At 71.0% G+C, this 23,830-nt stretch carries 18 protein-coding genes and 2 pseudogenes; 8 read left to right on the top strand and 12 right to left on the bottom strand.

Features of this window, described 5'->3' with window-relative positions; translation table 11 throughout:
* Positions 1-165: 165 nt before the first annotated feature.
* Positions 166-1,116, top strand: a complete 951-nt coding sequence (locus tag F4556_RS26980) for a phosphatase PAP2 family protein (protein ID WP_184920467.1) — start codon at positions 166-168, stop codon at positions 1,114-1,116.
* 130 nt (positions 1,117-1,246) lie between these two features.
* Here F4556_RS26980 and F4556_RS26975 read toward each other — a convergent pair whose 3' ends face one another.
* Positions 1,247-4,249, bottom strand: a complete 3,003-nt coding sequence (locus F4556_RS26975; protein WP_184920466.1) for a bifunctional [glutamine synthetase] adenylyltransferase/[glutamine synthetase]-adenylyl-L-tyrosine phosphorylase — start codon at positions 4,247-4,249, stop codon at positions 1,247-1,249.
* A gap of 124 nt (positions 4,250-4,373) precedes the next feature.
* Here F4556_RS26975 and F4556_RS26970 point away from each other — a divergent pair, with 124 nt between their 5' ends.
* Positions 4,374-5,507, top strand: a complete 1,134-nt coding sequence (locus F4556_RS26970) for an acyltransferase family protein (RefSeq protein ID WP_184920464.1) — start codon at positions 4,374-4,376, stop codon at positions 5,505-5,507.
* Here the strand turns inward: F4556_RS26970 and F4556_RS26965 are convergent.
* Positions 5,471-6,679, bottom strand: coding sequence for a hypothetical protein (locus F4556_RS26965; RefSeq protein WP_246511091.1), 1,209 nt, complete (start codon positions 6,677-6,679; stop codon positions 5,471-5,473). The genes F4556_RS26970 and F4556_RS26965 overlap by 37 nt on opposite strands.
* Positions 6,680-7,096: 417 nt before the next feature.
* Between F4556_RS26965 and F4556_RS26960 the strand changes: the two genes are divergently transcribed.
* Positions 7,097-9,853, top strand: a complete 2,757-nt coding sequence (locus F4556_RS26960; RefSeq protein ID WP_184920463.1) for a PKD domain-containing protein — start codon at positions 7,097-7,099, stop codon at positions 9,851-9,853.
* Positions 9,854-9,907: 54 nt separating this feature from the next.
* On the opposite strand, the gene F4556_RS26955 is transcribed toward F4556_RS26960, so the two are convergent.
* Positions 9,908-10,288: a MerR family transcriptional regulator gene (locus tag F4556_RS26955; protein WP_184920461.1), complete on the bottom strand. Its 381-nt coding sequence runs from the start codon at positions 10,286-10,288 to the stop codon at positions 9,908-9,910.
* A gap of 105 nt (positions 10,289-10,393) precedes the next feature.
* Here F4556_RS26955 and F4556_RS26950 point away from each other — a divergent pair, with 105 nt between their 5' ends.
* The 3 genes from F4556_RS26950 (at position 10,394) to F4556_RS26940 (ending at position 13,297) form a co-directional block, all read left to right on the top strand.
* Positions 10,394-11,050 carry a class II aldolase/adducin family protein gene (locus F4556_RS26950; protein WP_184920459.1) on the top strand — a complete coding sequence of 219 codons (657 nt, stop codon included), beginning with the start codon at positions 10,394-10,396 and terminating at the stop codon, positions 11,048-11,050.
* Positions 11,047-11,430, top strand: coding sequence for a carboxymuconolactone decarboxylase family protein (locus F4556_RS26945; protein WP_184920457.1), 384 nt, complete (start codon positions 11,047-11,049; stop codon positions 11,428-11,430). Before F4556_RS26950 ends, F4556_RS26945 begins: the two co-directional genes overlap by 4 nt.
* A gap of 175 nt (positions 11,431-11,605) precedes the next feature.
* The gene (locus F4556_RS26940; RefSeq protein ID WP_184920455.1) at positions 11,606-13,297 is read left to right on the top strand and encodes a serine/threonine protein kinase; all 1,692 of its coding nucleotides are present in this window, start codon (positions 11,606-11,608) and stop codon (positions 13,295-13,297) included.
* 560 nt (positions 13,298-13,857) lie between these two features.
* Here F4556_RS26940 and F4556_RS39775 read toward each other — a convergent pair.
* The 5 genes and pseudogenes from F4556_RS39775 to glnA2 form a co-directional block, all read right to left on the bottom strand.
* Positions 13,858-13,935, bottom strand: a pseudogene (locus F4556_RS39775) (glutamine synthetase); the annotation flags it as partial.
* A 171-nt stretch (positions 13,936-14,106) separates the two neighbouring features.
* Positions 14,107-14,471, bottom strand: a pseudogene (locus tag F4556_RS26935) (IS110 family transposase); the annotation flags it as partial.
* Positions 14,472-14,495: 24 nt separating this feature from the next.
* Positions 14,496-14,828: a helix-turn-helix domain-containing protein gene (locus F4556_RS26930; RefSeq protein WP_184920453.1), complete on the bottom strand. Its 333-nt coding sequence runs from the start codon at positions 14,826-14,828 to the stop codon at positions 14,496-14,498.
* The gene (locus tag F4556_RS26925; protein WP_184920452.1) at positions 14,825-15,211 is read right to left on the bottom strand and encodes a type II toxin-antitoxin system RelE/ParE family toxin; all 387 of its coding nucleotides are present in this window, start codon (positions 15,209-15,211) and stop codon (positions 14,825-14,827) included. The genes F4556_RS26930 and F4556_RS26925 overlap by 4 nt, the downstream gene beginning before the upstream one ends.
* 138 nt (positions 15,212-15,349) lie before the next feature.
* Positions 15,350-16,711: a gamma-glutamylpolyamine synthetase GlnA2 gene (glnA2, locus tag F4556_RS26920; RefSeq protein ID WP_184920450.1), complete on the bottom strand. Its 1,362-nt coding sequence runs from the start codon at positions 16,709-16,711 to the stop codon at positions 15,350-15,352.
* Between the two features lie 198 nt (positions 16,712-16,909).
* Between glnA2 and F4556_RS26915 the strand changes: the two genes are divergently transcribed.
* Positions 16,910-18,649 (top strand): NAD+ synthase, encoded by a 1,740-nt coding sequence (locus tag F4556_RS26915; RefSeq protein WP_184920447.1) that lies wholly within the window; start codon positions 16,910-16,912, stop codon positions 18,647-18,649.
* Positions 18,650-18,656: 7 nt separating this feature from the next.
* Here the strand turns inward: F4556_RS26915 and F4556_RS26910 are convergent, their stop codons facing one another.
* The 3 genes from F4556_RS26910 to F4556_RS26900 all read right to left on the bottom strand — a co-directional run bounded on the left by F4556_RS26910 (position 18,657) and on the right by F4556_RS26900 (position 22,102).
* Positions 18,657-19,664, bottom strand: a complete 1,008-nt coding sequence (locus F4556_RS26910) for an endonuclease/exonuclease/phosphatase family protein (RefSeq protein WP_184920445.1) — start codon at positions 19,662-19,664, stop codon at positions 18,657-18,659.
* Between the two features lie 119 nt (positions 19,665-19,783).
* Entirely contained in the window at positions 19,784-20,458 is a 675-nt protein-coding gene (locus F4556_RS26905) for a TetR/AcrR family transcriptional regulator (RefSeq protein ID WP_184920443.1), read from the bottom strand.
* Positions 20,459-20,509: 51 nt separating this feature from the next.
* On the bottom strand, positions 20,510-22,102 hold the full coding sequence (locus tag F4556_RS26900; RefSeq protein WP_184920441.1) for an MFS transporter: 1,593 nt from the start codon (positions 22,100-22,102) through the stop codon (positions 20,510-20,512).
* Positions 22,103-22,320: 218 nt separating this feature from the next.
* On the opposite strand from F4556_RS26900, the gene panB reads away from it, so the two are divergent.
* Entirely contained in the window at positions 22,321-23,196 is an 876-nt protein-coding gene (panB, locus tag F4556_RS26895; protein ID WP_184920439.1) for a 3-methyl-2-oxobutanoate hydroxymethyltransferase, read from the top strand.
* Between the two features lie 67 nt (positions 23,197-23,263).
* Here the strand turns inward: panB and F4556_RS26890 are convergent, their stop codons facing one another.
* On the bottom strand, positions 23,264-23,692 hold the full coding sequence (locus F4556_RS26890; RefSeq protein WP_184920437.1) for a hypothetical protein: 429 nt from the start codon (positions 23,690-23,692) through the stop codon (positions 23,264-23,266).
* Positions 23,693-23,830 lie beyond the last annotated feature (138 nt).

Here is a 23,830-nt window from a genome sequence, read left to right as displayed (position 1 = left end):
CCGGGCCGGGGGTCGCGTCGACCGGCCGCCCCCGAACGAGTCACAATGGACCCCATGTCAGACCCCGGTACCCAGCCCCGTACCCCGGAAGGGGGACAGGCGGTGAAGAATCCACTACCGCAGGATGAGCAGACGGCCACGAGCCGTCTGGCAGACTTCTCGCCCATGGGGGAATCGACCGAGCAGTTCGCAGCCGACGCCGCAGGCGGCCAGGCGGCGGCGCAGGCCGGTTCCGTCCCGGGCGAAGGCCGTACCGGCCACCGACCGGACGGAGCCACCCGCGCCGCCCAGTCCACCGGCGCAGCCGTCCGCAGCCGCATCCGGGACCAGCGCCGCTCCCCGGCCAGGCCCCGGCTCTGGTTCGAACTCGCCCTGATCGGGGTCAGCTACTGGCTGTACTCCCTGGTCCGCAACGCGGTGCCCGAGCAGGACGTCATCGCCCAGCGGCACGCGACCTGGATCTGGGACCTCGAGCAGCGCCTCGGCGTCGCGGTCGAGCACGGCATCAACCACGCGGTCGACTCGGTCGGCTGGCTGATCGTCGGGATGAACTACTACTACGCCACGCTGCACTTCATCGTGACCATAGGCGTGCTGGTCTGGCTCTACCGCTCCCACCCCGGCCGCTACGCGGCCGCCCGCACGGTGCTCTTCGTCACCACCGGCCTGGCCCTGATCGGGTTCTACTTCTACCCGCTCGCCCCGCCCCGCCTGATGACCGGCGGCGGCTTCATCGACACCGTCAAGGTGCACGACACCTGGGGCTCGATGGCCTCCGGCGCGGCGGCCAGCGTCTCCAACCAGTACGCGGCGATGCCCTCGATGCACATCGGGTGGTCGCTCTGGTGCGGCCTGACCATCTTCTTCCTGGCCCGCGCGGCCTGGGTCCGGGCGCTCGGCCTGCTCTACCCCGCCCTCACCCTGCTGGTCATCGTCTCCACCGCCAACCACTTCTGGATGGACGCGGTCGGCGGCGCCCTCTGCCTGGCCCTCGGCTTCACGGCCGCCCGCCTGCTCTACCACGTCTGGGTCTACCAACTCCCCCGCACCAAGGGCGCCCCCACGGACGACCTGACGGTCCCGGAACAGTGGACTCTCACGAAGGTCAGCCACTGAGACCAGGGGCTCGGGGAACTGCGACGCCGACCTCTGGAGCGTTGCACCTGTGTAGATGGTCAGGCACTTTCGCAGTGACCCGAACGCCAGATCTCCTCGCAGTTCCCCGAGCCCCTGGACAGTGCAACTTTTAACCGTAGAAAAGGTCCTCCACCACGGCTCGGGCCCGCCGCGTGGTGCGGCGGTAGTCGTCGACCAGCTCGCCCGTGTGGCCGGAGCCGTAGCCGAGGTAGCGGGCCACGCCGGCCAGTTCGCGGGCCTCCCCGGGGAAGCTGTCCCCCGGCCGGCCGCGGACCAGCATCACCGCACTGCGTACCCGCGACGCCAGCACCCACGCCGCGTCCAGCACCGCCGCGTCCTCCGCCCCGACCAGCCCGGCGTCGACCGCCGCCGCGAGGGCGGCCCGGGTCCGGGTGGTCCGCAGGCCGGGCACCACGTGCCCGTGCTGCAGCTGGAGCAGCTGCACCGTCCACTCCACGTCCGCCAGACCGCCCCGCCCGATCTTGGTGTGGGTGGTCGGGTCGGCCCCGCGCGGCAGGCGCTCGGCCTCGATCCGGGCCTTGATCCGGCGGATCTCCAGCAGGTCCTGGGTGGGCACCCCGGCCCCGGGGTACCGCAGCGGGTCGATCAGCGCCCGGAACCGCTCCCCCAGCCCGGGGTCGCCCGCGACCGGTTCGGCCCGCAGCAGGGCCTGGAACTCCCAGACGTGCGACCAGCGCCGGTAGTACGCCTCGTACGAGCCCAGCGTCCGGACCAGCGGGCCCTGCCGGCCCTCCGGCCGGAGGTCGGCGTCGACCAGCAGCGGCGGTTCGGTGGACGGCGAGGCGAGCAGCGTCCGCAGCTGGTTGCAGACCGTGAATGCGGCTTTGGCGGCGTCCTGGTCCAGCACTCCGAGCAGCGGCTCGTGCACGAAGAGCACGTCCGCGTCCGAGCCATAGCCCATCTCGCGTCCGCCGAACCGGCCCATCGCGATCACCGCGAGCCTGGTCGGCAGCTCGCCGTTGGCGGCCTCCCACTCGGCCACGCAGGCCTGCAGCGCACCCTGCAGGGTGGCGGCGTTCAGGACGGTGAGCGCCTCGCCCGCCGCGTCCACGGCGGCGCCGGGCTCCTCGTCGAAGCGGCCCAGCACGTCGGCGGCGGAGGTCCGGAACAGCTCCCGGCGGCGGACGGCGCGGGCCGCGGCGACCCCGGCGGCGGCCGATCCGGCCCGGCCGACGGCGGCCTGGATCTCCTGGGTCAGTGCCACCCGCCCGCGCGGCTGGAGGCCCTGCGGGTCGCCGAGCATGGCCACCGCCTCGGGGGCCCGGAGCAGCAGGTCGGGGGCCAGTCGGCCGGCCGAGAGCACCCGGGCCAGCTGTTCGGCGGCCGCGCTCTCGTCCCGCAGCAGCCGCAGGTACCAGGGGGTGCGGCCGAGCGCGTCGGAGACCTGACGGAAGTTCAACAGCCCGGCGTCGGGGTCGGCCGAGTCGGCGAACCAGCCGAGCAGCACCGGCAGCAGGGTGCGCTGGATCGCGGCCTTGCGGCTCACCCCGGAGGCGAGCGCGCTCAGGTGGCGCAGCGCGGCCGCCGGATCGGCGTAGCCGAGAGCCTCGAGCCGGGCCTTGGCCGCCTCGTTGGAGAGCCCGATCACACCGGCCGGCAGCTCGGCCACGGCGTCCAGCAGCGGGCGGTAGAACAGCTTCTCGTGCAGCCGCCTGACCTCGACCGCGTGCCGCTTCCACTCCCGCTGGAGCGCGGCCACCGGGTCGGCGTTGGTGTCGTCGTTGATGTGCGCGGCGAGCGAGCGGGCCAGTCGGCGCAGGTCGGCCGGGTCGGTGGGCATCAGGTGGGTGCGGCGCAGCCGGTGCAGCTGGATCCGGTGCTCCATCGCGCGCAGGAAGCGGTACGCGGCGTCCAGTGAGGCGGCGTCGGCCCGGCCGACGTAGCCGCCCGCGCTGAGTGCCTCCAGCGCCTGCAGGGTGGTGGGGCTGTGCAGCCGGAGGTCGGTGCGGCCGTGCACCAACTGCAGCAGCTGCACCGCGAACTCGACGTCGCGCAGCCCGCCGGGGCCGAGCTTGAGCTGCCGGTCCACCTCGCGGGCGGGGATCGCGTCCACCACCCGGCGGCGCATCTGCTGGACGTCGGCGACGAAGTTGTCCCGCTCGGCGGCCTGCCAGACCAGCGCGGCGGTGGCCTCGGCGTACGCGGCGCCGAGCTCGGCGTCGCCCGCCACCGGACGGGCCTTCAGCAGGGCCTGGAACTCCCAGGTCTTGGCCCAGCGCTGGTAGTACGCCAGGTGGCTGGCCAGGGTGCGGACCAGCGGCCCGTTGCGGCCCTCGGGGCGCAGGTTGGCGTCCACCGGCCAGATGGTGCCCTCGCCGGTGGTGTCCGCGCAGAGCCGGGTCAGCCGGGCGGCCAGCCGGGTGCCGGCCTGCATCGCCAGGTGCTCCTCGACACCCTCCTGCGGTTCGGCGACGAAGATCACGTCCACGTCGGAGACGTAGTTGAGCTCGCGGCCGCCGCACTTGCCCATGCCGATCACCGCGAGCCGGCAGCGTCCGGCCGACTCCGGGTCCTCCTCGGCGGCGATCTCCAGCGCGGTCTGCAGGGTAGCGCCGGCCAGGTCGGCCAGTTCGGCGGCGGTCTGCGGCAGGTCGGTGGTGCCGCTCAGGTCGCGGGCGGCGATGGTCAGCAGGCAGCGCCGGTAGGCGATCCGCAGCGCGTCCGCCCGGTCGGTGCCCGCGGTCCGCATCCGGCGGTGCAGCTCGCGCCGGAAGTCCTCGGTGCCGGGGTGGATGTCGCGGAGTTCGAAGGTGACCAGGGCGTGCCAGTCCCGGGGGTGCCTGGCCAGGTGGTCGCCGAGCGCGGTGGAGGCGCCGAGCACCGAGAGCAGCCGGTCGCGGAGCGGCTTGGAGCTGGTCAGGGTGTCCCGCAGGGTGTGCCGTTCGGCCGGGTCGAGCGCCTCCAGCAGCCGGGCCAGGCCGAGCAGCGCGAGGTCGGGGTCGGCGGTCGCGCCGAGCGCGTCCAGCAGCAGCGGATCGTCCGCCAGCCCGTGCAGCCAGGGCTCCTCGAGCAGCCCGACGGCGACCTGCGGGTCGGAGAACCCCCGCCGCACCAGGCGCACTTCCAGCCGACTGCTCCGCTCCGCCACCACGGTCGCCTCTCTGCCGCCACATCCGTTCGGTACGAGCGTACGTGTGCGAGCGCCCGGCGGCCGTGGCCGACGTCCCGTCACCCCGCCCCGTCACCCCGTCGCCCGGTGCCCCGTTAACCCCGGTGTGCCCATCCGACTCCCCTCCCTCACCGGGCTGCGCTTCTGGGCCGCCCTGCTGGTGGTGCTCTATCACCTCTCCCGCCAGCTGGGTGAGTTGCCGCTGCTCTCCCCGCTGGTCTGGTACGGCCGCAGCGGGGTGACCTTCTTCTTCGTGCTCTCCGGCTTCGTGCTGGCCTGGACGTACGCCGACTCGCCCGTGCCCGCGCGGGTGTTCTACCGCCGTCGGCTGGCCCGGATCTGGCCGCTGCACGTGCTCACCACCGGCCTGTCGCTGGCGGTGTACGCGGCGATCGGCGCCGCCGTCCCGCTGGCGGCCGCGCTCTGGTCGCTGCCGCTGCTGCACCCGTGGCTGCACGGGATGGTGATGGGCGGCAACCCAGCGGGCTGGTCGCTCGGCGACGAAGCCTGGTTCTACCTGCTCTTCCCCCTGCTGCTGCCGATCCTGACCCGGCGTCGGCCCGGGCCGGTGCTGGCGGCCTGCGTCCTGCTCGGCGCGCTGCTCTGGCTCGCCGGTGCCCTGGTGTCCGAACCGGCGCTGCGCAGCTGGCTGTTGGACTACCTGCCGCTGAGCCGGACCCCGCAGTTCGTGCTCGGCGCGGCCGCCGCGCTGGCCGTCCGGCGCGGCCTGGTCCGCCCGCTGCCGTTGCGCCCCGTCGTGCTCGCGGTGATCGGCTTCCACGCGGCCCTGATCCCCTGGCACCGAGCCGTGCCGGACAGCCTCTGGTACGGGCCGTACTCCGCCGCGCAGTTGCTCTCCGCGCCGCTGTTCGCACTGCTGATCACCGCCGCCGCCCAGGCCGACCTGCGCGGCGGCAGCGGATTCGGGCACCGGGTGTCGGTCCGGCTGGGTGACTGGTCGTTCGCCTGGTACCTGGTGCACGAGATCGGCTTCCGGGCCTGGCTGGCGCTCTACGGCCGCCCGGCGCCGGGGTTCGCCACGCTCGCGGTGTGGCTGCTGCTGGCCGGCGTGAGTCTCGCGCTGGCGGGAGCCCTGTTCCGTTGGGTGGAACGGCCGTTGGAGCGCCGCCTGCGCGGCGGCCCGGGCCCGGGAACGCGACTGCCGCGCCCCCGGCAGGCGGGGGCGCGGCAGGTGACGGAGGGTCAGCCCTCTTCCACCGCCGAGTCCAGGTTCACGTAGGCGTAGAAGACGCCGAGGTCGTAGCCGTCCTTGTCGGTGTCGAACTTCACCGTGATGTCCGTGTCGCCGGCCCGCAGGAAGTCGGAGATGTCCCAACGGTTCGAGTCGTAGCCGAAGTTGTTCCGGTTGTACGGCACCCGGTTGAACTGGTCGGCCGGGGTCAGCTCCTCGATGGTGGAGTTGAAGGCGTCGTCGGCCTTGTGGTTCGGGTCGACGAAGTTCGCCAGCGGGCCGTTGGTGGACTGCACGGCGAGGGTGTCACCGGTCCACTTCAGGTCACCGTCGTAGACCACGAAGCCCAGCTTTCCGATGACGTCATCGTCGACCGGCGGGGTCTGCAGGCCGGTCAGCTTCAGCTCCCGGGGCGGGCTGTCCGGCAGCTCCACCTGGAAGCCGTCCCAGAGGTGGATGTGGCGCAGCGGCTTGCAGGGGTTCTCGTACGCGACCACGATCGTCCAGCCGCCCCAGCTGTGCGGCTTCACCACCGAGTCCATGTTGGCGACGGTGTAGGTGCCGTTGCCCTTCGCCTTGACCATGTCGGTGATGTCCGCCGAGGCCTGGTAGCTGCTCTCCGCCTCGGTGGTGATGTAGCCGATGGACGGCTGCTGGTTGGCGATATTGGTGTAGGTGGTGTCGCCCGGCAGCTTGAGGTAGACCTCGTCGATCTGGCTCTCCGGCAGCACCACGTCCTCGATGCCGCGGGTGCCGCCCCAGTACAGCCGCGCGTACTTCACCGTCGAGCCCTCGATCAGACCCAGGTCGGCGGAGCTCGCGGAGTAGATCGCGTCGCCGAACGGGCCGATGGTGCCGGGATCGATGTTGACGTACTTCATCTGGTAGTTGTTGTTGATCGGCCGCGTGCCCTCACCCGTCCGGGCCTGCTCACAGGGCGGCTGCGCCGGGTCCAGCGGGGGCTTGGTCTCGTCACAGGTCATCAGCGAGTTGCTGATCCGGGTGATCGAGCCGTGGAAGTCGCCCTCGAACCTGGTCGTGAACGGAAGAGGGTTTGCCTGGATCACGTCGTCGCCGACCCGGTGCTGACCCCCGCCACGGGCATCCGCGATCGGGCTGGTCAGGAGCTGGGCCGCGACGGCGACCAGGGCCGCACCCGCGATGCCGACGCGACGCGCCAGCCGACGGGCGCCGGCGGCGCGACTAACGGTGGGGGGCATGTGTACCTCTCGGATCAGGGGGCCACGCGTTCCGTCGCGGCCTGCCAGTGAGGGTGGACAGGATCCATCGGAACACAACCCTCCGTGACTGGCTAAACACATACCGCCATCAGTGAGCGTGAGGCCAACCTCTGGACTGACCCCCCGTCAGCCCGTCCGGGGCGTGCGCCGGAGCCCGGAACGGAGCGTTCGCACCACCGCCCCGACCGGGCGACCGCTCCGCTTCCGCGCACCGGTTCGGAAGGCCGTCATCCGCCGCCTCCGCACCCCGCCCGGCTCGATCGTCCACGGAGTCCGCGGGCCGGCCCGGAAGGCGAAGAAATGCACTGACATGACAGGTCGTCATCGTCACAATGCTCCTGATCGCCTCGCAGTCTGCGGGCGGCGCCTGCTCCACATCACACGGGGGAACCACTCTTGCGTCTCAGACAGTTCGTCGGCATCTCCGCCGCCACGGCCCTCGCCGTGCTCGGCCTGCCCATACCCGCGGCCTCGGCCGCCGTCACCACCCTGTACGTCAACAACGCCGCGTCGGCGAACTGCTCCGACGCCGGCACCGGCACCGCCGCCCGGCCGTACTGCACCATCGGCGCGGCCACCCGGGTGGTCGAGCCCGGCCAGACCGTCCAGGTCGAGGGCAGCTACCCCGAGTCGGTGACCCTGACCCGCTCGGGCACCCCGGAGCAGCCGATCGTCTTCGCCGGCAGCTTCCGGGACCGGTGGCCCACCGCCGGGTTCGGTGTCACCAACAGTCCCACCGCCCTGACCACCACCGGGGTCCACGACGTCGTCGTCCGGAACTTCCGGCTGTCGTCGAGCCAGGAGAAGGCGGTGGTCACCGACTCCGCCCGGGTCACCCTGGACGGGCTGTTGGTGGTCGCCGCCACCGACGCCCCGCCCGCCGTCGCGCTGCGCGGCAGCTCCACCGACCTGACCGTGAGCCGGTCCGCCTTCTACAACTCCAAGGGCATCGCGATCGGCGCCGGGGTACGCAACACCCTGGTCACCGGCAACGACCTGGTCGACGCGACCGGCCCGGGCATCTCGGCCACCGACGCCCCCGGCACCGTGATCACCCACAACTCCCTCACCGTCGGCTGCGGCACCGGGATCAGCCTCGCCGGGGCCTCGGCCGGCTCCGTGCTGAAGAACAACATCGTCGCCACCAAGCCCGGCTCCTGGCCCTGCAGCCAGCCCCAGAACGGCATCTCGGTGGCCACCGGCTCGGCCACCGGCAGCACGCTCGGCCACAACCTGCTCTTCCCCTACCTGGTCGGCTGGGGCGGCGCGCAGTACAGCACTCCCGCGGCCTTCCAGCAGGCCTCAGCCCAGGGCGCGGGCGACCTGAGCGCCGACCCGAGGACGACACCGACCGACGGCGCTCCCGACCGGCTCAAGCTGCTGAGCCGCTCCCCCGCCATCGACGCCGCCGACCCGACCGCGCCCCGGTTGCCCGAGGACGTGTTCGGCAAGGGCCTGATCGACGACCCGACCATGCCCAACACCGGCCCCGGCGGCACCGCGTACGACATCGGCGCGCACGAGTTCCACGGCCTGGGCAGGGTGGACCTCGGCCTGAGTGTCAACAAGGGCCCGCACCCGCTGGAGTTCACCGCCACCGCCACCGCGCGGAACCTCTGGCCGACCCAGCTGAGCTACAGCTACGACTTCGGCGACGGCAGCGCCCCCGTGATCACCACCGCGCCCTCCGCCAAGCACACCTATCCCACCACCGGCCGCTTCTCCGTCGTGGTCACGGTGACCGACGGTCTCGGCGGCAGGGTCGTCAGCCCCGACTACAACAACGCGGTCGAGGTCACCGAACCAGCCCCGCTGGTACCCGACTTCAGCATCGAAGCCGGCTTCGAGCCGCTCGCGTACTCCTTCGACCCGGCCTCCACCACCAGCTCCTGGCAGCTCACCAAGCAGGTGATGGACTACGGCGACGGCAGCGAACCCACGGTCAATCCTGGTTTCTCGCACCTGTACGCCGTCCCCGGTGACTACCAGGTCAAGCTGACCGTCACCGACGCGGGCGGCCGCACCGAATCCGTCACCAAGACGGTCAAGGTCCGCTACGCGCCGGCCGGGTACCTGCCCCTCTCACCGGAGCGCTTCCTCGACACCCGCACCGCCCTCGGCGACCACCAGGGCAAGCTCACCGCGGGCGAGACGCTGAACATCTGGCCGCACAACACCGGCAACGTGCCGTACTACCGCCCCGTCGCCGTGGTCCTCAACCTCACCGTCACCGGCGCCACCCAGGACGGCTTCCTGACCGTCTACCCGGACGGCGCCGCGCGGCCGCTCGCCTCCAGCATCAACTTCCGGGCCGGACAGACCGTCGCCAACCTGGTCACCGTCCCGACCGGCACCAGCAACCGGATCCGGATCTACAACTCCGGCGGCGGCCAGGTCGACGTGATCGGCGACATCGTCGGCTACTACGACGGCGACGGCACCAAGTACGGCGAGAAGTTCGCCCCCGTCCAGCCCGGCCGTCTGCTCGACACCCGCACCACCGGCGGCGCCCTCGACACCACCCCGCGCAAGGTCCAGGTGACCGGCCAGGCCGGTGTGCCCGCCGACGCCAAGGCCGTGCTGGTCAACCTGACGGCCACTCAGCCCACCACCGGCGGCTACCTCACCGCGTACCCGAGCGACATCACCCGACCGGCCGTCTCCAACCTCAACTTCCTGCCGGGCCAGACGGTCTCCAACCAGGCCCTGATCCCGATCGCCACCGACGGCACCATTACCGTCTACAACCCCAGCGGCCTCACCCACGTCATCGTCGACGTCTTCGGCTCCTACGGCCCGAGCGGCACCAGCCTCTTCACCCCGCTCACCCCCACCCGGGTCGCGGACACCCGCACCACCGGCAAGCTGACCCAGAACACCTCACTCACCGTCAGCCCGGCCGCCGCCCCCACCGGCGCCACCGCAGCCGTCCTCAACCTCACCGTCACCGAGCCCGAGGGCCCCGGCTACCTCACCACCCACGCCACCGGCACCCCCCGGCCCCCGGTCTCCAACCTCAACTTCACCACCGGAGCCACCCTCTCCAACCACACCACCACCCCGGTCGACGCCACCGGCCGCTTCACCATCGACAACCCGGGCTCCCCCACCCACGCCATCGCCGACCTGCTCGGCTGGTTCACCGCCGCCTGACCCTTCTGTGGCTGAGGGCCCCGGTTCCATCGAACCGGGGCCCTCTCACTTGTCCTACGGTGTCCGCCAACTCGCCATCTGCTCGCGGAACTTCGGGCAGCGGACGATGTCCTCTTCCCCGCACTGCAGGGCGTGGGTGAGCAGCTGGTGGGCGTGTTCGAGGTCGACCATGCGCTGCTCGACCTCGGCGATCTTGCTGCGGATCATCGCCTGCCGCGCCTCCTGCTCCAGCTGGAACTCGCGGATCTCGGCCAGGGTCAGACCGGCCTGCTGGCACTTGCGCAGCACCACGATCCGCTCGGCAGCCTCCGGCGGGTAGCGCCGCTGGCCGCCCTGGCGTTCGGGCTCGGGCAGCAGGCCGTGCCGTTCCCAGAACCGGATGGCCGAGGCGGGCACGGCGGTGGCCTCGGCCAGCTGACCGATCGTCAACCGCACGCCCCAGCCCCCTCTTCCTCGCTTGACTTAAACCTTAGTGCAAGTTGAAGAGTGGGCGGCGTCCGGACAGCAACCGCTGCCGACCGACCTCGGAGGTACTCCGCCATGCCCGACACAGCACTCGTCCGCCGGCAACTCGTCGAAGCCGCCGCCGATCTCTTCACGGCCGGGGTGATGTCCCACTCCGGACACGCCAACCTGAGCGCCCGGCTCGACGACGACCGCTTCCTGCTCACCCCGGGCTTCGTCCGCGACCTCCGGCCCGAACAGCTCGCGATCGTCAGCCTGGACGGCCGGCTGCTCGAAGGCGAACTCCGCTCCGTCAGCACCGAGATCATCGCCATGCACAGCGCCGTCTACCGCGCCCGCCCCCACGTCGGCGCGATCATCCACACCCACTCCCCCGCCGCCACCGCCTTCGCCGTGGCCCACCGGCCACTGCCGTGCCGCACCGAGCCGATGCTCCGCTTCGGCCAGCCCGAGGACGTCCCGGTCGTGCCGTGGGGGCCGCGCGGGTCGGACGTCTCCGTCCGCGGCATCGCCGCGGTCCTCTCCGAGCGCCCCACAACCTCCGCCGTCCTCCTCGCCAACCACGGCCTCCTGGTCTTCGGCCCCGACTCGGCCGCCACCGCCCACCTCGTAGTCGCCATCGAGGAGAGCGCCGAAGCCGAACTCGCCGCCGTGGCCCTCGGCGGAGCCGTCGACTTCCCCGCCGGCGCCCTGGCCGCCGTCCAGGCCTCGATCGCCCGGGCCGCCTCATGACCGACTCCCGCGCCGAAGCCGTACGCGCCCGCTACCGCACCACCCTCGGCACCGTCCCCAAGGGCGTCGAAGACCGCCTCCAGCTGGCCCAACACCTCGACCGCCTCCCCACCGAAGAGGCCCTCGCCACCCTCCGCCACATCGTCCTGACCGACAACCCCCTCGGCCCCCGAGTCCAACAACTCGTCCACTTCGGCCAACTCCTCGCCCTCAACCACCCCACCCCGGCCCGCATCCACGCCCAAGGCGCCCTCCACACCGGCGCCACCCTCACCGACCTCATCGGCGTCACCGAAACCGCCCTCATCACCGCCGGCGTCCCGGCCTACGCCCTCGGCACCGAGATCATCACCGAACTCCTCGCGGCCGAGCTGCCCTGAACAACCCTTCTGGCCCCACGGTCTGACGACCACTCAACCAGGGCCTCCCCTCCGCACGATCCGTTCAGCGGGCAGCCCGGTCGGCGCCGTGTGCCCGGGGCGCGCCGGACGGCGTGCGGCGGGAGACTGGGAGCAGCAGCTCGGGGACACCACAGGGACGGACAGTGGGTTCGGCATGAGTTCTCAGGACGACGGTGCGCCCGACGTCGGCCGAGTGATCGCCGACCGCTACCTGCTGCAGGAGCAGCTGGGCCGCGGTGGGATGGGCACCGTCTGGATGGCCCGGGACACCAAACTGGAACGCTCGGTCGCCGTGAAGGAACTGAGTGTCAGCGGCATCCCGGAGCGCGAGCTGCCCACGCTCAACTCCCGGATGCAACAGGAGGCCCGGGCGGCGGCGAAGATCAAGCATCCCGGGGTGATCACGGTCTACGACGTGCTGGAACAGGACGGTAGGCCGTGGATCGTCATGGAGCTGATCGACGGCCGTTCCCTGGCCGACGTGATCGACTCCGAGGGCACCCTGCTCCCGCGCGACGCCGCCAGGGTCGGTGAACAGGTACTGGCGGCACTCGACCAGGCACACCGGCACGGCGTGCTGCACCGGGACGTCAAGCCGGCCAACGTCCTGCTGGAGCGTGGCGGACGGGCGGTGCTCACCGACTTCGGCATCGCGCTGCTGGAGGGTGCACCCGGACTCACCCGGACCGGCGACATCGTCGGCTCGCCGGACTACGTCGCCCCGGAGCGGGTCAGCGGCCACCGCCCCGGCCCCGAGTCCGACCTGTGGTCCCTGGGCGCCACGTTGTACGCGGCGGTGGAGGGCCAGTCGCCGTTCCACCGCACCACCACCATGGGCACCCTCCAGGCGGTGATCGCCGATCCGCTCCCCGAGCCCCGGCACGCGGGTGCCCTCGCTCCAGTCATCGAGGCGCTGCTGCGCAAGGACCCGGCCGAGCGTCCGACGGCGGACCAGGCGCTGACCATGCTCGCCGAGGCCGCACGCACCACTACCGGCCCGACCCAGCCCCACGCCCCGACCCAGACCACACCGCCCACCCCGATCCCACTGCCGACGCCGATCCCGCAGCCCGCGCCGCCCTCGGCACCGGTCCCCACCGCGCCGACCCCGAGTCCACCGGCCCCGCCCGGCGACGGTCACCGCCGACGAAACCTGCTGATCGTCGCTTGCGCCGTACTGGTAGCGCTCCTGACCGGTGGTGTGGTGTTCGCGGTGGTCAACAGCGGCTCGCAGAAGCCCCCACAGACCACCACCGTCATCGCCCCGGTCACTACTCCGCCGAGCTCTCAGCCGCCTGCGACCCAGGCCCCGACAACCCAGGCCCCCACCTCTCAGCCGCCGACCTCACAACCACCGTCCAACCCACCCACGACCTCACCGTTGACCTCTCCCGCGCAGACCGTCCGGCCGGCACCGACCGGCTTCCGATGGGTGGACGATCCGGCCGGCTTCCGCGTCGCCGTCCCGCAGAACTGGACCCGCACCGAGACCGGCGGCCAGATCGACTACTCGCCCGACGGTGGACTCCACCTGCTCCGGTTCGGCATCAGCCCCGGCGCGGCGCAGAGCTCCGAGGCCCACTTCCTGGAACTGGAACAGACCGTCGGCCAGCAGACCGGCTACCAGCAGATCACTCTGCAGCCGAACGTCTACCGGGGCAGTCCTGGTGCCCTGTGGGAGTTCAGCTGGACCGACACCAAACGCGGCCCGCGGCACGCCTCCGACCAGGCGTTCGTCGCGACGAACGGCACCGAGTACGCGATCTACCTGGCCGCACCGGAGGGAGACTGGACCACTGCCCGGCAGCAGTTCACCACCGTGCTGAACACCTTCCAGCCGAAGTAACGGCATCCAGGTCCGGCGCGCACCAAGCACGGGGCCCTGCGCGGCATCCGACCTTCGCGGCATCATGAAGCCGATCCTGGATGCGCACCAGCCCGTCCAGCAGCCCCGTTTCCTGCCGGCAATTGAACCCGTAGCGCCATCCGCCCTGCGCTCCGGCACCCGCGCCTTCCGCGCCTTGCGCCAGATGCGGGCTTCGACCTCCTGAGCAACCGTCACCTACTGTGCGATCTGGCACGGGTTAGGCTGCCAGTACCCTGCGTCGACCGGAGCCCAACCCCTAAGCACCGGTCCGTTGTGGAGGGGACCAGCCGTGTTCGAGCCGGGCCAGGGTGGGGTTAACTTGTGTGCGCGGGAGTGGACCGGTTTTTGGCCGGTGTCCTGTCCGGTCTCGGTCCGAGCATGATCGGGGTCCGTAAGCTCACCCGCGAATCGGGCAGGCTCCTCATCTGCCCGCAATCTGGCCGAGTGGCCCCGCAGCACCCCGGGAAGCAGAACGGCCCGGTTCCCATCGGCGTCGAAGACGTCGGGAACCGGCCATTGCTGACCAGCGTTTACAGCACCTACAGGTTCTTCCGCAGCTCGAACGGCGTGACCTCGGAGCGGTACTCCTCCCACTCCTGGCGCTTGTTGCGCAGGAACTGACGAGGCCTCCGGTCCACCTGCGGCTCTACCTGGCCGCCCGCTCCTGATCTGGGATCGAGCCGTCGGAAACCGTCGTCGCCGGTTGCCCTCGGTTCGCCTCGCACAGCCCACAGACGGCCCAGACAGTAGCCGTCGTCACATGCCGAACTGCGGGTAGGGACACAGGCCTCCGCGATCACGAAGGCATCGCGGGCATCAGTCTTCGCTTCGCTCCGGTAGGCACCGGCCATCCGGTTCACCATGCGGCCCGGAACGTAGACGGGCTTCTGCCCGTGCGACGCCAACAACGCCAGCAGCAACGCAGAAGCCCTGCTTGGCAGGTCGACCGCCTCGGCCATCGTCAGCGCCCTGCGGTCGCCTCCAGAATCGCTGCCTCGTCATTGTCGATCTTCTTCGACCAGACCTCGAACCCCGACTCGTCCACAGCCGCCGCCCAGTGCTGCCCCTTGCCAGCGTCGCTCCCCACCCAGATCCGGGCCTGCCTGCCCCTGCTCCAGGACGAAGCCCGCCTTCGCGTAGCCGGCCAGTGCACGGCGTCGTGGTGACAGAAATGGGCTCAGGCGGCGTGCGGAGTGAAGGCGACAGTGGAGGTGTCGCCATCCAGGGCAATGTTCAGCGAGGCGTCCAGTGCTTTGGCTAGGCGCGCCAGCAGAGGCAGCGTGGGGACCGTTCCACCGAGCTCGAGTTTCGAGATCTGCGGCTGCGTCATGTTGGCCAGCTTGGCGAGTTCCGTCTGGGAGATGCCCAGCGCTGTCCGGCGGTCGTAGACCGCCTGTCCGAGGTCGAAGGCCATACGGATCTCCGTGCGCATGGCTTCGACTTCAGGCAGCTCGTTCTGGCCTTCGGTGATCGCGCGCTCGCGGGCGAGCTTCCAGCGAGTGTGGCTCATCGGGCTTCTCCCCTCGTGATTGTGCGGTTGAACTCGTCGTGTGCGGTGTGCCGTTCGACCTCGCAGGCCTTCCTGGCCTGTTTGGCGCGAGCCACTTCGGCATCCTCGCGCATCTTGGTCTTGCGGAAGACGGTCAGGAGGACGATTCGACGGCCGGGTGCGAGCCAGTAGGTCAGGCGGATGGCCTGACTGTCGTGGCCAAGCATGAACCGAAGTTCGCGCAGACCGTCACCAAGGTGCCGGGCATATGGCTCGGCGAGGGTGGTTGGGGCGTCGAGTAGGCGTTCGGCGGCGTGCTCCGCCTGGAGATAGTCGCGGTCGGACAGGTTGTCCAGCCAGTGCCGGACTTCGGGCTCGAGCTCGATCTCCCAGCCAGCATCCATATAGCTGACTGTATAGACAGTCAAGTATATGGGCAAGCATCCACGGCGCGACTGGAGGCCCGGCGGTCCTGGGAACAGCTCGGCCCGGTCCTCGTCGGCGTGGAAGCCGTCGGGAACCGGGCCGTTGCTGACCAGCGTTTACAGCACCTGCAGGTTCTTCCGCAGCTCGAACGGCGTGACCTCCGAGCGGTACTCCTCCCACTCCTGGCGCTTGTTGCGCAGGAAGAAGTCGAAGACGTGCTCGCCCAGCGTCTCCGCGACGAGCTCGCTGCGCTGCATCAGGTCGATGGCCTCGCCGAGGTTCTGCGGCATGGGCTGGATCCCCATCGCCCGCCGCTCCGCGTCGGAGAGCGCCCAGACGTCGTCGTCGGCGCCCGCGGGGAGCTCGTAGCCCTCCTCGATGCCCTTCAACCCCGCCGCCAGCGTGACCGCATACGCGAGGTACGGGTTGCAGCCGGTGTCCAGGGAGCGGACCTCGACGCGGGTGGAGCCCTGCTTGCCGGGCTTGTACATCGGGACGCGGATCAGGGCGGAGCGGTTGTTGTGACCCCAGCAGATGTACGAGGGGGCTTCGCCGCCCGCGCCGGCCGTGCGCTGGGAGCCGCCCCAGATGCGCTTGTAGGAGTTGACCCACTGGTTGGTGACGGCGGCGGTCTCGGCGGCGTGGCGGAGCAGGCCGGCGATGAAGGAGCGGCCGACCTTCGAGAGCTGGTACTCGGCGCCGGACTCGTGGAAGGCGTTGCGGTCGCCCTCGAAGAGCGAGAGGTGGGTGTGCATGCCGGAGCCGGGGTGGTCGGAGAACGGCTTGGGCATGAAGGTGGCGTGCACGCCCTGCTCCAGCGCGACCTCCTTCATGACCAGACGGAACGTCATGATGTTGTCGGCGGTGGAGAGTGCGTCGGCGTAGCGGAGGTCGATCTCCTGCTGGCCGGGGGCGCCCTCGTGGTGGGAGAACTCCACCGAGATGCCCATCGACTCGAGCATGGTGATGGCCTGGCGCCGGAAGTCGTGGCCGACCCCGCGCGGGGTGTGGTCGAAGTAGCCGGACTGGTCGGCGGGGATCGGCGGGGTGCCGTCACCGGGGAGGTTCTTCAGCAGGAAGAACTCGATCTCCGGGTGGGTGTAGAAGGTGAAGCCGAGGCTGGACGCCTTCTCCAGGGTGCGCTTGAGCACGAACCGGGGGTCGGCGTACGAGGGCGAGCCGTCGGGCATCAGGATGTCGCAGAACATCCGGGCGGTGCCGGGGGTCTCCGAGCGCCAGGGCAGGATCTGGAAGGTGGTCGGGTCCGGCTTGGCGATCATGTCGGACTCGTAGACCCGGGCGAAGCCCTCGATCGCGGAGCCGTCGAAGCCGATGCCCTCCTCGAACGCCTGCTCCAGCTCGGCCGGTGCCACGGCCACCGACTTGAGGAACCCGAGCACGTCGGTGAACCACAGCCGGACGAAACGGATGTCACGCTCTTCGAGCGTACGAAGCACGAACTCCTGCTGCTTGCCCATGGGGACAGTCTCACCTCTGCTCTTTACGTTCGTGTTACGCCCGGGGAGGCCCGCCGGAAGCGGCCTGGCGACAACTGACCCCATCATGTCGGATCTTCGTCCGGAGTCCACCCCCGGACATCGCCGGGGCAGCCCGAAACGGCCCGGTCGAACGGATCCAGGAGACATAGCGTCAGTTAGACGATTACACTCGGAGCCATGCCCAATCTCCGTCTCGCCCTGAGCCAGACCGACCCCTGGGTCGGTGACATCGCGCGCAACTGCGATGAGGTGGTGCGCTGGACCAGGGAGGCCGCCGAGGCCGGCGCCCAGCTGGTCGCGTTCCCCGAGATGGTCCTGACCGGGTATCCGGTCGAGGACCTCGCGTTGCGGAGTTCGTTCGTGGAGGCGTCCCGGGAGGCGCTGGTCGAGTTGGCGGGGCGGCTGGCGGCCGAGGGGCTGGGTGAGCTGCCGGTGCTGGTCGGGTATCTGGGGCGGTCCGAGCGGGCGGTGCCGAACCGGCCGGCCGGGTCGCCGCAGAACTGTGCCGCGGTGCTGCACCGGGGCGAGGTGGTGAACCGGTTCGCCAAGCACTACCTGCCCAACTACGGGGTCTTCGACGAGCACCGCTACTTCGTGCCAGGTGACCAGCTCTCGGTGCTGCGGCTGCACGGTGTGGACGTGGCGCTGGCCATCTGCGAGGACATCTGGCAGGACGGCGGCCGGGTGAGCGCGGCCCGCGAGGCCGGGGCCGGGCTGCTGCTGGTGATCAACGGTTCGCCGTACGAGCGGAACAAGGACGACGCCCGGCTGGAACTGGCGCGGCGGCGGGCGGCCGAGGCGGGCTGCCCGCTGGCGTACGTCAACATGGTCGGCGCGCAGGACGAGCTGGTCTTCGACGGCGACTCGCTGGTGGTGGGGGCCGAGGGTGAGGTGATCGCCCGGGCGCCGCAGTTCGAGGAGGCTCTGCTGCTGGTCGATCTGGAGCTGGCGGCCGCCGACGGGGAAACGAAAGACCTGCCGCTGGTGGACGGTCTCCAGCTGGTCCGCACCGAGCTGGGCGGCGAGCCCGAGGAGCGCAAGCAGCCGGTTTACGAGCCGGCGCCCCGGCTGAGCGACGAGGCGGAGATCTACGGCGCGCTGGTCGAGGGCACCCGGGCGTACGTCCGCAAGAACGGCTTCCGCTCGGTGCTGATCGGGCTGTCCGGCGGCATCGACTCCGCCCTGGTGGCGGCGATCGCGGTGGACGCGATCGGGGCGGCGAACGTGTACTGCGTCTCGATGCCGAGCCGGTACTCCTCGCAGCACTCCCGGGACGACGCGGCCGAGCTGGCCGAGCGGACCGGCCTCAACTTCCGTACGGTGCCGATCGCCCCGATGTTCGACGCCTACATGGAGGCGCTCGGGCTGACCGGGCTGGCGGAGGAGAACCTGCAGTCCCGGCTGCGCGGCACGCTGCTGATGGCGATCTCCAACCAGGAGGGGCACATCGTGCTCGCGCCGGGCAACAAGAGCGAGCTGGCGGTGGGTTACTCGACCCTGTACGGCGACTCGGTGGGCGCGTACGGGCCGATCAAGGACGTCTACAAGTCGCTGATCTTCCGGCTCGCGACCTGGCGCAACGAGCTGGCCGAGGAGCGCGGCGAGGTGCCGCCGATCCCGGCGAACACCATCAGCAAGCCGCCGTCGGCCGAGCTGAGGCCGGATCAGGTGGACACCGACTCGCTGCCGGACTACGACCTGCTGGACACCGTGCTCGACCTCTACATCGAGGGTGACCAGGGCCGGGACGCGATCGTGGCGCAGGGCTTCGACCCGGCCGTGGTGGACCGGATCGTCCGGCTGGTGGACACCGCCGAGTACAAGCGCCGGCAGTACCCGCCGGGCCCGAAGATCTCCCGCAAGGGCTTCGGCCGGGACCGCCGCCTCCCCGTCACCAACCGCTGGCGCCGGGGCTGACGGCCGGTCAGTACCGGTAGTCGGCGGCGACCGCGAGGTGGTCGCTGCCGTCGGCGGGCAGCACCCGGGAGTCGGTCGGCTTCAGGCCGCCCTTGCTGAGGATCTGGTCGATCCGGGCCATCGGGAAGGCGGCCGGCCAGCTGAAGCCGAAGCCGTCCCCGGCGGCGCCCTGGGCGGAACGCAGCTGCGAGGTGACCGGGGCCAGCGAGCGGTCGTTCATGGTGCCGTTGAGGTCGCCGAGCAGCAGCACCTTCTTCAGCGGCTCGGCCTCGATCGCGTCGCCGAGCGCCTGCGCGCTGACGTCGCGCTGCCCGGCCGTGAAGCCGCCGTCGAACTTGACCCGGACCGACGGCAGGTGGGCGACGTACACCGCGAGCGGGCCCTGACCGGTCGTCACGGTGGCCCGGAACGCCCGGGTCCAGCCGATCTTGATGTCCACCACCCGGGTGTCGCTGATCGGGTACTTGGACCAGAGGCCGACGGTGCCCTCCACCACGTGGTACGGGTAGCCGGCCGCCAGACCGTTGCGGTAGGTGGTGACGGCGTTCGAGGCGAGCTCCTCCAGCGCGATGATCTGCGCGCCGGAGCCGTTCAGCATCCGCACCGTGCCGGCCGGGTCGGAGTTCGCCGCGGCGACGTTGTGGGTGAGCACCGTGAAGTCGCCCTTGCCGCTGCTCTTGTCGGTCAGCAGACCGCCGAACAGGTTGAGCCAGACCACGGCGGGCAGCAGGACGGCGACCAGCGCGAGCGCCGAGCGGCGCAGCAGCGCGAGCACCAGCAGCACCGGGACGGCCAGGCCGAGCCAGGGCAGGAAGGTCTCCAGCAGGCTGCCGAGGTTGCCGATCGCGTTGGGCACCCAGGAGTGGAAGGCGAGCAGACCGGCCGTCAGGACGGCTAGGAGGGCAAGCACCCAGCCACGGCGCCACGTACCGACCCGCCAGCTGGCCCGCCAGAACCGACGAGCCGCGGGCTGCCCACCTTCGGCCGGTGCCGCTGCCTCGTCCGTCTGTGCCATGAACCGATCCTCCGTGCTGTTCCGCTTCGTCGGGCCGCGTCCGATTTAGTCGGATTCTCGGCTCAGCCTATGACGGGACAGACGCCACCGGAGTCGCGCCGGGTTCCGGCGCGCCCCGGTCAGTGAGATTCGCCACCGGACGGCGGCACCTCGGCGGGCGGCCGCACGCCGGCCCCGGTCAGGACGGCGTCGACCATCTGCTCGGCCAGGCCGTCGTCGTCCAGCGGGGACTCGTCCCAGAGCACGGCGCGGACCAGGATCGGGCCGATCAGCATCTCGGTGAGCAGCTCCAGCTCGATGTCGTCACGGAGCTCGCCCTCCTCGACGCCGCGCCGGATGATCTGCCGGGCCAGCTCGCGGCGCGGCTTGATGATCTGTTCCTTGTAGAGGGCGCGCAGCTCGGGCCAGCCTTCGAGCTGGCCGATCGCGGACTTGAGCACCCAGCGGGAGCGCTTGGCCAGCGCCCGGCGCCGGATGTCGTCGACCATCGCGATCAGGCACTCGCGGACGGTGCCCTGCAGGAGGTCGAACGGTGCCGGCTCCCCCTCCAGCCGGGCCACCACGTCGACCAGCAGGGCCTCCTTGTTGGGCCAGCGGCGGTAGATGGTCGCCTTGCCGACCCCGGCGGCGGCGGCGATCCGCTCGATGGAGAGCTCGGGCAGGCTGGCGCCCTCCTCCATCAGCCGCTCGACGGCGGCCACGATCGCCTGCTCGGCCGCTTCGCTGCGCGGCCGCCCCCGGCGGGGAGCGCAGAGCTCCCCGTCGGGGGCGGGCACGGTGGTCTCGGTCTGCATGCAGCCATTCTGCCTGCCCCGGCCGCCACCTTGATCAGTCATGACGACCGCTCAGACCCGCTCGGCCTGCGAAGCGGCCGGTTCCGCCACCGGAGCCTCACCCGGGCCGCCCGGGGCGGCGACCTTACCGGGCAGCAGGAACCAGGCCAGCAGCACGCCGACCGCGGTCACCCCCGCGGAGAGCCCGGCGACCACGTGCATGGCGTGGATGAAGGACTCCTCGGCCTGGCCGACCAGCGCGGTGGCGCCGGTCCGCTCGGCGATCGCCAGCGTGGCCTCCAGTGACTCGCCAGCCTTGTCCCGCAGCGCGGGCGGCAGCTGGCCGAGCGAGTCGGAGACGCCGTCCCGGTAGACGGTGGAGAGCACCGCGCCGAGCACGGCCACCCCGAGCGAGCCGCCGACCTGGCGGAAGGTGTTGTTGAGGGCGGAGCCCGCGCCGGCCTTCTCGCGCGGCAGCGAGCCCATGATGGCCACCGTGACCGGCGGCATCACGTGCGCCATGCCGGCGCCCATCAGGAAGCCGAGCACCACCAGCAGCCAGATCGGGGTGGTCTGGCCGAGCAGCAGGTAGCCGAGGAAGGCGACCACGATCAGGGCCATGCCGGCCGCGCAGGTGGCCCGGACGCCGAAGCGGTCCACCACCAGCCGGGCCCGCGGGGCGAAGACCAGCTGGGCGACGGCCAGCGGCAGCATCAGCACACCGGCCTCCAGGGCGCTGTAGCCGCGCACGCTCTGGATGTAGAAGACGCCGAAGAAGGAGACGCCCATCAGCGCGAAGAAGACCAGGCCGATCACCGTGACGGAGGCGCTGAAGACCTTGTTGCGGAACCAGCCGACGTTCATCGCCGGGTGGTCGGTGTGCTTCTCCCACAGCACGAAGCCGGCCAGCACCAGCACGCCGCCGAGGGTCGGCACCCAGGCCGCCGGCGCGGTGAAGTCGGCCAGCTCGCCGCCCTTGATGATGCCGTAGATCAGCGCGACCAGGCCGACGATCGACAGCAGCACGCCGACCGGGTCGAGCCGGCCCGGGTTCGGGTCCTTGGAGTTGGGCACCAGCAGGGCCATCGCGACCAGGGCGATCAGCACGATCGGGACGTTCACCAGGAAGACCGAGCCCCACCAGAAGTGCTCGATCAGCAGACCGCCGGTGATCGGGCCGATCGCGATGGCCAGGCCGACCGCGCCGGCCCAGATGCCGATCGCCTTGGGCTGCTCGTGCCGCTCGAAGACGTTCATGATGATGGCCAGCGTGGCGGGCATCACGAAGGCGCCGCCCAGGCCCATCACCGCGCGGTAGCCGATGAGTTCGCCGGGCGAGCTCGCCAGTGCGGAGAGCAGCGAGCCGAGACCGAAGACCACCATGCCGCCGAGCAGCGACCACTTGCGGCCGAGCCGGTCACCGAGCAGGCCCGCGGTGAACAGCAGCCCGGCGAAGACCAGGGTGTACGAGTTGATGGACCATTCCAGATCGCTCTGGCTGGCCCCGAGGCCGGTGGGCGCCGGCGAGGCGATGGTCTTCATCGCGACGTTGAGGATCGAGTTGTCGAGGACGACGACGAGCAGGGCGAGCACCAGCGTGCCCAGGATCGCCCAGCGGCGGCGGTGGACGGCCTCGGGGATCCGGGGCGGTGCGGCGGTGGTCATGAGTGGGTCTCCCCCAGAGAGCGGGCTTTACGAGTCGGAAGCGTCTCGGAATCAGAGTAGCGAGCTTTACGATACGAGACGGGCCCGTATCGTAAATTCTGGGCAAAGAACCGAGGACGCGCCCGCCCTTTGCCAAGCGGGGTCGGCGTGCAAGCATGGGAGCAGATCCGGGGACGCCGTACGGCGCCACGAGACGACAACCTTCAGGAGCCTGTTCCATGAACGCTTCTCCGCTTCAGCCTGCCCAGGGCCAGGACCACGGCCAGGGCCAGACGCTCTACGGCGGGGTCACCAACCGCCGGGTGACCGTCCGCGACATCGCCGCCGCCAAGCAGCGCGGTGAGAAGTGGGCGATGCTCACCGCCTACGACGCGCTCACCGCCGGGGTCTTCGACGAGGCCGGCATCCCGGTGCTGCTGGTCGGCGACTCGGCCGGCAACTGCCACCTGGGCTACGAGACCACCGTCCCGGTGACGATGGATCAGATGGTGATGCTGTCCGCCGCCGTGGTCCGCGGCACCAAGCGCGCCCTGGTGATCGGCGACATGCCGTTCGGCTCGTACCAGGAGTCGCCGGCGCAGGCCATGCACAACGCGGCCCGCCTGATGAAGGAGGCGGGGGTGGGCGCGGTCAAGCTGGAGGGCGGCGAGCGCAGCGCCCGCTCGATCGAGCTGCTGGTCGAGGCCGGCATCCCGGTGATGGCACACATCGGGCTGACCCCGCAGTCGGTGCACGCCTTCGGCGGGTACCCGGTGCAGGGGCGCGGCGACGAGGCCGCGCACCAGCTGCTCCGGGACGCCAAGGCGGTCCAGCAGGCGGGCGCCTTCGCCGTCGTACTGGAGGCCGTACCGGCCGAGCTGGCCGCGCAGGTCACCGAGCAGCTGGCGATCCCGACCGTCGGCATCGGTGCCGGGGCGGGCACCGACGCCCAGGTGCTGGTGTGGACCGACATGGCCGGGATGACGGCGGGCCGGGTGCCCAAGTTCGTCAAGCAGTACGCCGACCTGCGGACCGTGCTGGGCAACGCCGCCAAGGAGTTCGCGGCCGAGGTCGGCGCGGGCACCTTCCCGGCGCCGGAGCACACCTTCAAGTAGTCACAGCGGCAAGGAAGGGCGGTACCGGGGCCCCGGTACCGCCCTTCCGCGTCTCACTGACGCGTCATCAGCAGGCGATCGGCAGGTCCAGCGTCACCGGGGTGTTGAACCACGGGTAGGACGAGACCGAGAACGAGGCGTGCACGGTCGCGCCGCACGGCACGGTGCCGCCCACGCCGCGCACCTGGATGGTGGACGCGGTGAAGGTGCGGTAGCCCTGGACGCTGCCGAGCGAGGCGCCGCCGACGATCTCACCGGCCAGGTTCACGATGAGGTCCTTCGGCTGCAGCTGGGTGCCGGGGCTCGGCGGGCCGGCCAGCGAGATCTGCCCGTACAGCTGCACCTGGTCGCCGGTCACCTCGGCACAGACCTTGGTCTGCAGGCCGGACTGCAGGCCGGAGTAGCCGCAGGTGACGGTGGTGGTGGCGGCCGAGGCCGGGGTGGCGGCGAGCGCCAGGCCGGCGGCACCGGCGGCGACGAGAAGCTTGCGGAACATGGAAGTCCCTCCCTCTGAGCAGTGCGTCCGGCCCCACGCCGAGCGCTACTGCAATGTGATATTTCACTATACTCATGAATCTGAGGCATCGTCAGGTTGAACAGATGATCTGCTTCGACAGTCGCCTGACAGCGGCCT

Origin of the sequence: Kitasatospora gansuensis, assembly GCF_014203705.1 — a bacterium.
Classification (GTDB): Bacteria; Actinomycetota; Actinomycetes; order Streptomycetales; family Streptomycetaceae; genus Kitasatospora; species Kitasatospora gansuensis.
This window is presented reverse-complemented; position numbering and strand designations above follow the sequence as displayed.

Bases quoted from the DNA above. Each gene is read 5' to 3' on its own strand.
- F4556_RS26980 (WP_184920467.1), top strand. From the start codon at position 166: ATGGGGGAATCGACCGAGCAGTTCGCAGCCGACGCCGCAGGCGGCCAG.
- F4556_RS26965 (WP_246511091.1), bottom strand. From the start codon at position 6,679: ATGCCCCCCACCGTTAGTCGCGCCGCCGGCGCCCGTCGGCTGGCGCGT.
- F4556_RS26950 (WP_184920459.1), top strand. From the start codon at position 10,394: ATGCCCGACACAGCACTCGTCCGCCGGCAACTCGTCGAAGCCGCCGCC.
- F4556_RS26945 (WP_184920457.1), top strand. From the start codon at position 11,047: ATGACCGACTCCCGCGCCGAAGCCGTACGCGCCCGCTACCGCACCACC.
- F4556_RS26940 (WP_184920455.1), top strand. From the start codon at position 11,606: ATGAGTTCTCAGGACGACGGTGCGCCCGACGTCGGCCGAGTGATCGCC.
- F4556_RS26930 (WP_184920453.1), bottom strand. From the start codon at position 14,828: ATGAGCCACACTCGCTGGAAGCTCGCCCGCGAGCGCGCGATCACCGAA.
- F4556_RS26925 (WP_184920452.1), bottom strand. From the start codon at position 15,211: ATGGATGCTGGCTGGGAGATCGAGCTCGAGCCCGAAGTCCGGCACTGG.
- glnA2 (WP_184920450.1), bottom strand. From the start codon at position 16,711: ATGGGCAAGCAGCAGGAGTTCGTGCTTCGTACGCTCGAAGAGCGTGAC.
- F4556_RS26915 (WP_184920447.1), top strand. From the start codon at position 16,910: ATGCCCAATCTCCGTCTCGCCCTGAGCCAGACCGACCCCTGGGTCGGT.
- F4556_RS26910 (WP_184920445.1), bottom strand. From the start codon at position 19,664: ATGGCACAGACGGACGAGGCAGCGGCACCGGCCGAAGGTGGGCAGCCC.
- F4556_RS26905 (WP_184920443.1), bottom strand. From the start codon at position 20,458: ATGCAGACCGAGACCACCGTGCCCGCCCCCGACGGGGAGCTCTGCGCT.
- F4556_RS26900 (WP_184920441.1), bottom strand. From the start codon at position 22,102: ATGACCACCGCCGCACCGCCCCGGATCCCCGAGGCCGTCCACCGCCGC.
- panB (WP_184920439.1), top strand. From the start codon at position 22,321: ATGAACGCTTCTCCGCTTCAGCCTGCCCAGGGCCAGGACCACGGCCAG.
- F4556_RS26890 (WP_184920437.1), bottom strand. From the start codon at position 23,692: ATGTTCCGCAAGCTTCTCGTCGCCGCCGGTGCCGCCGGCCTGGCGCTC.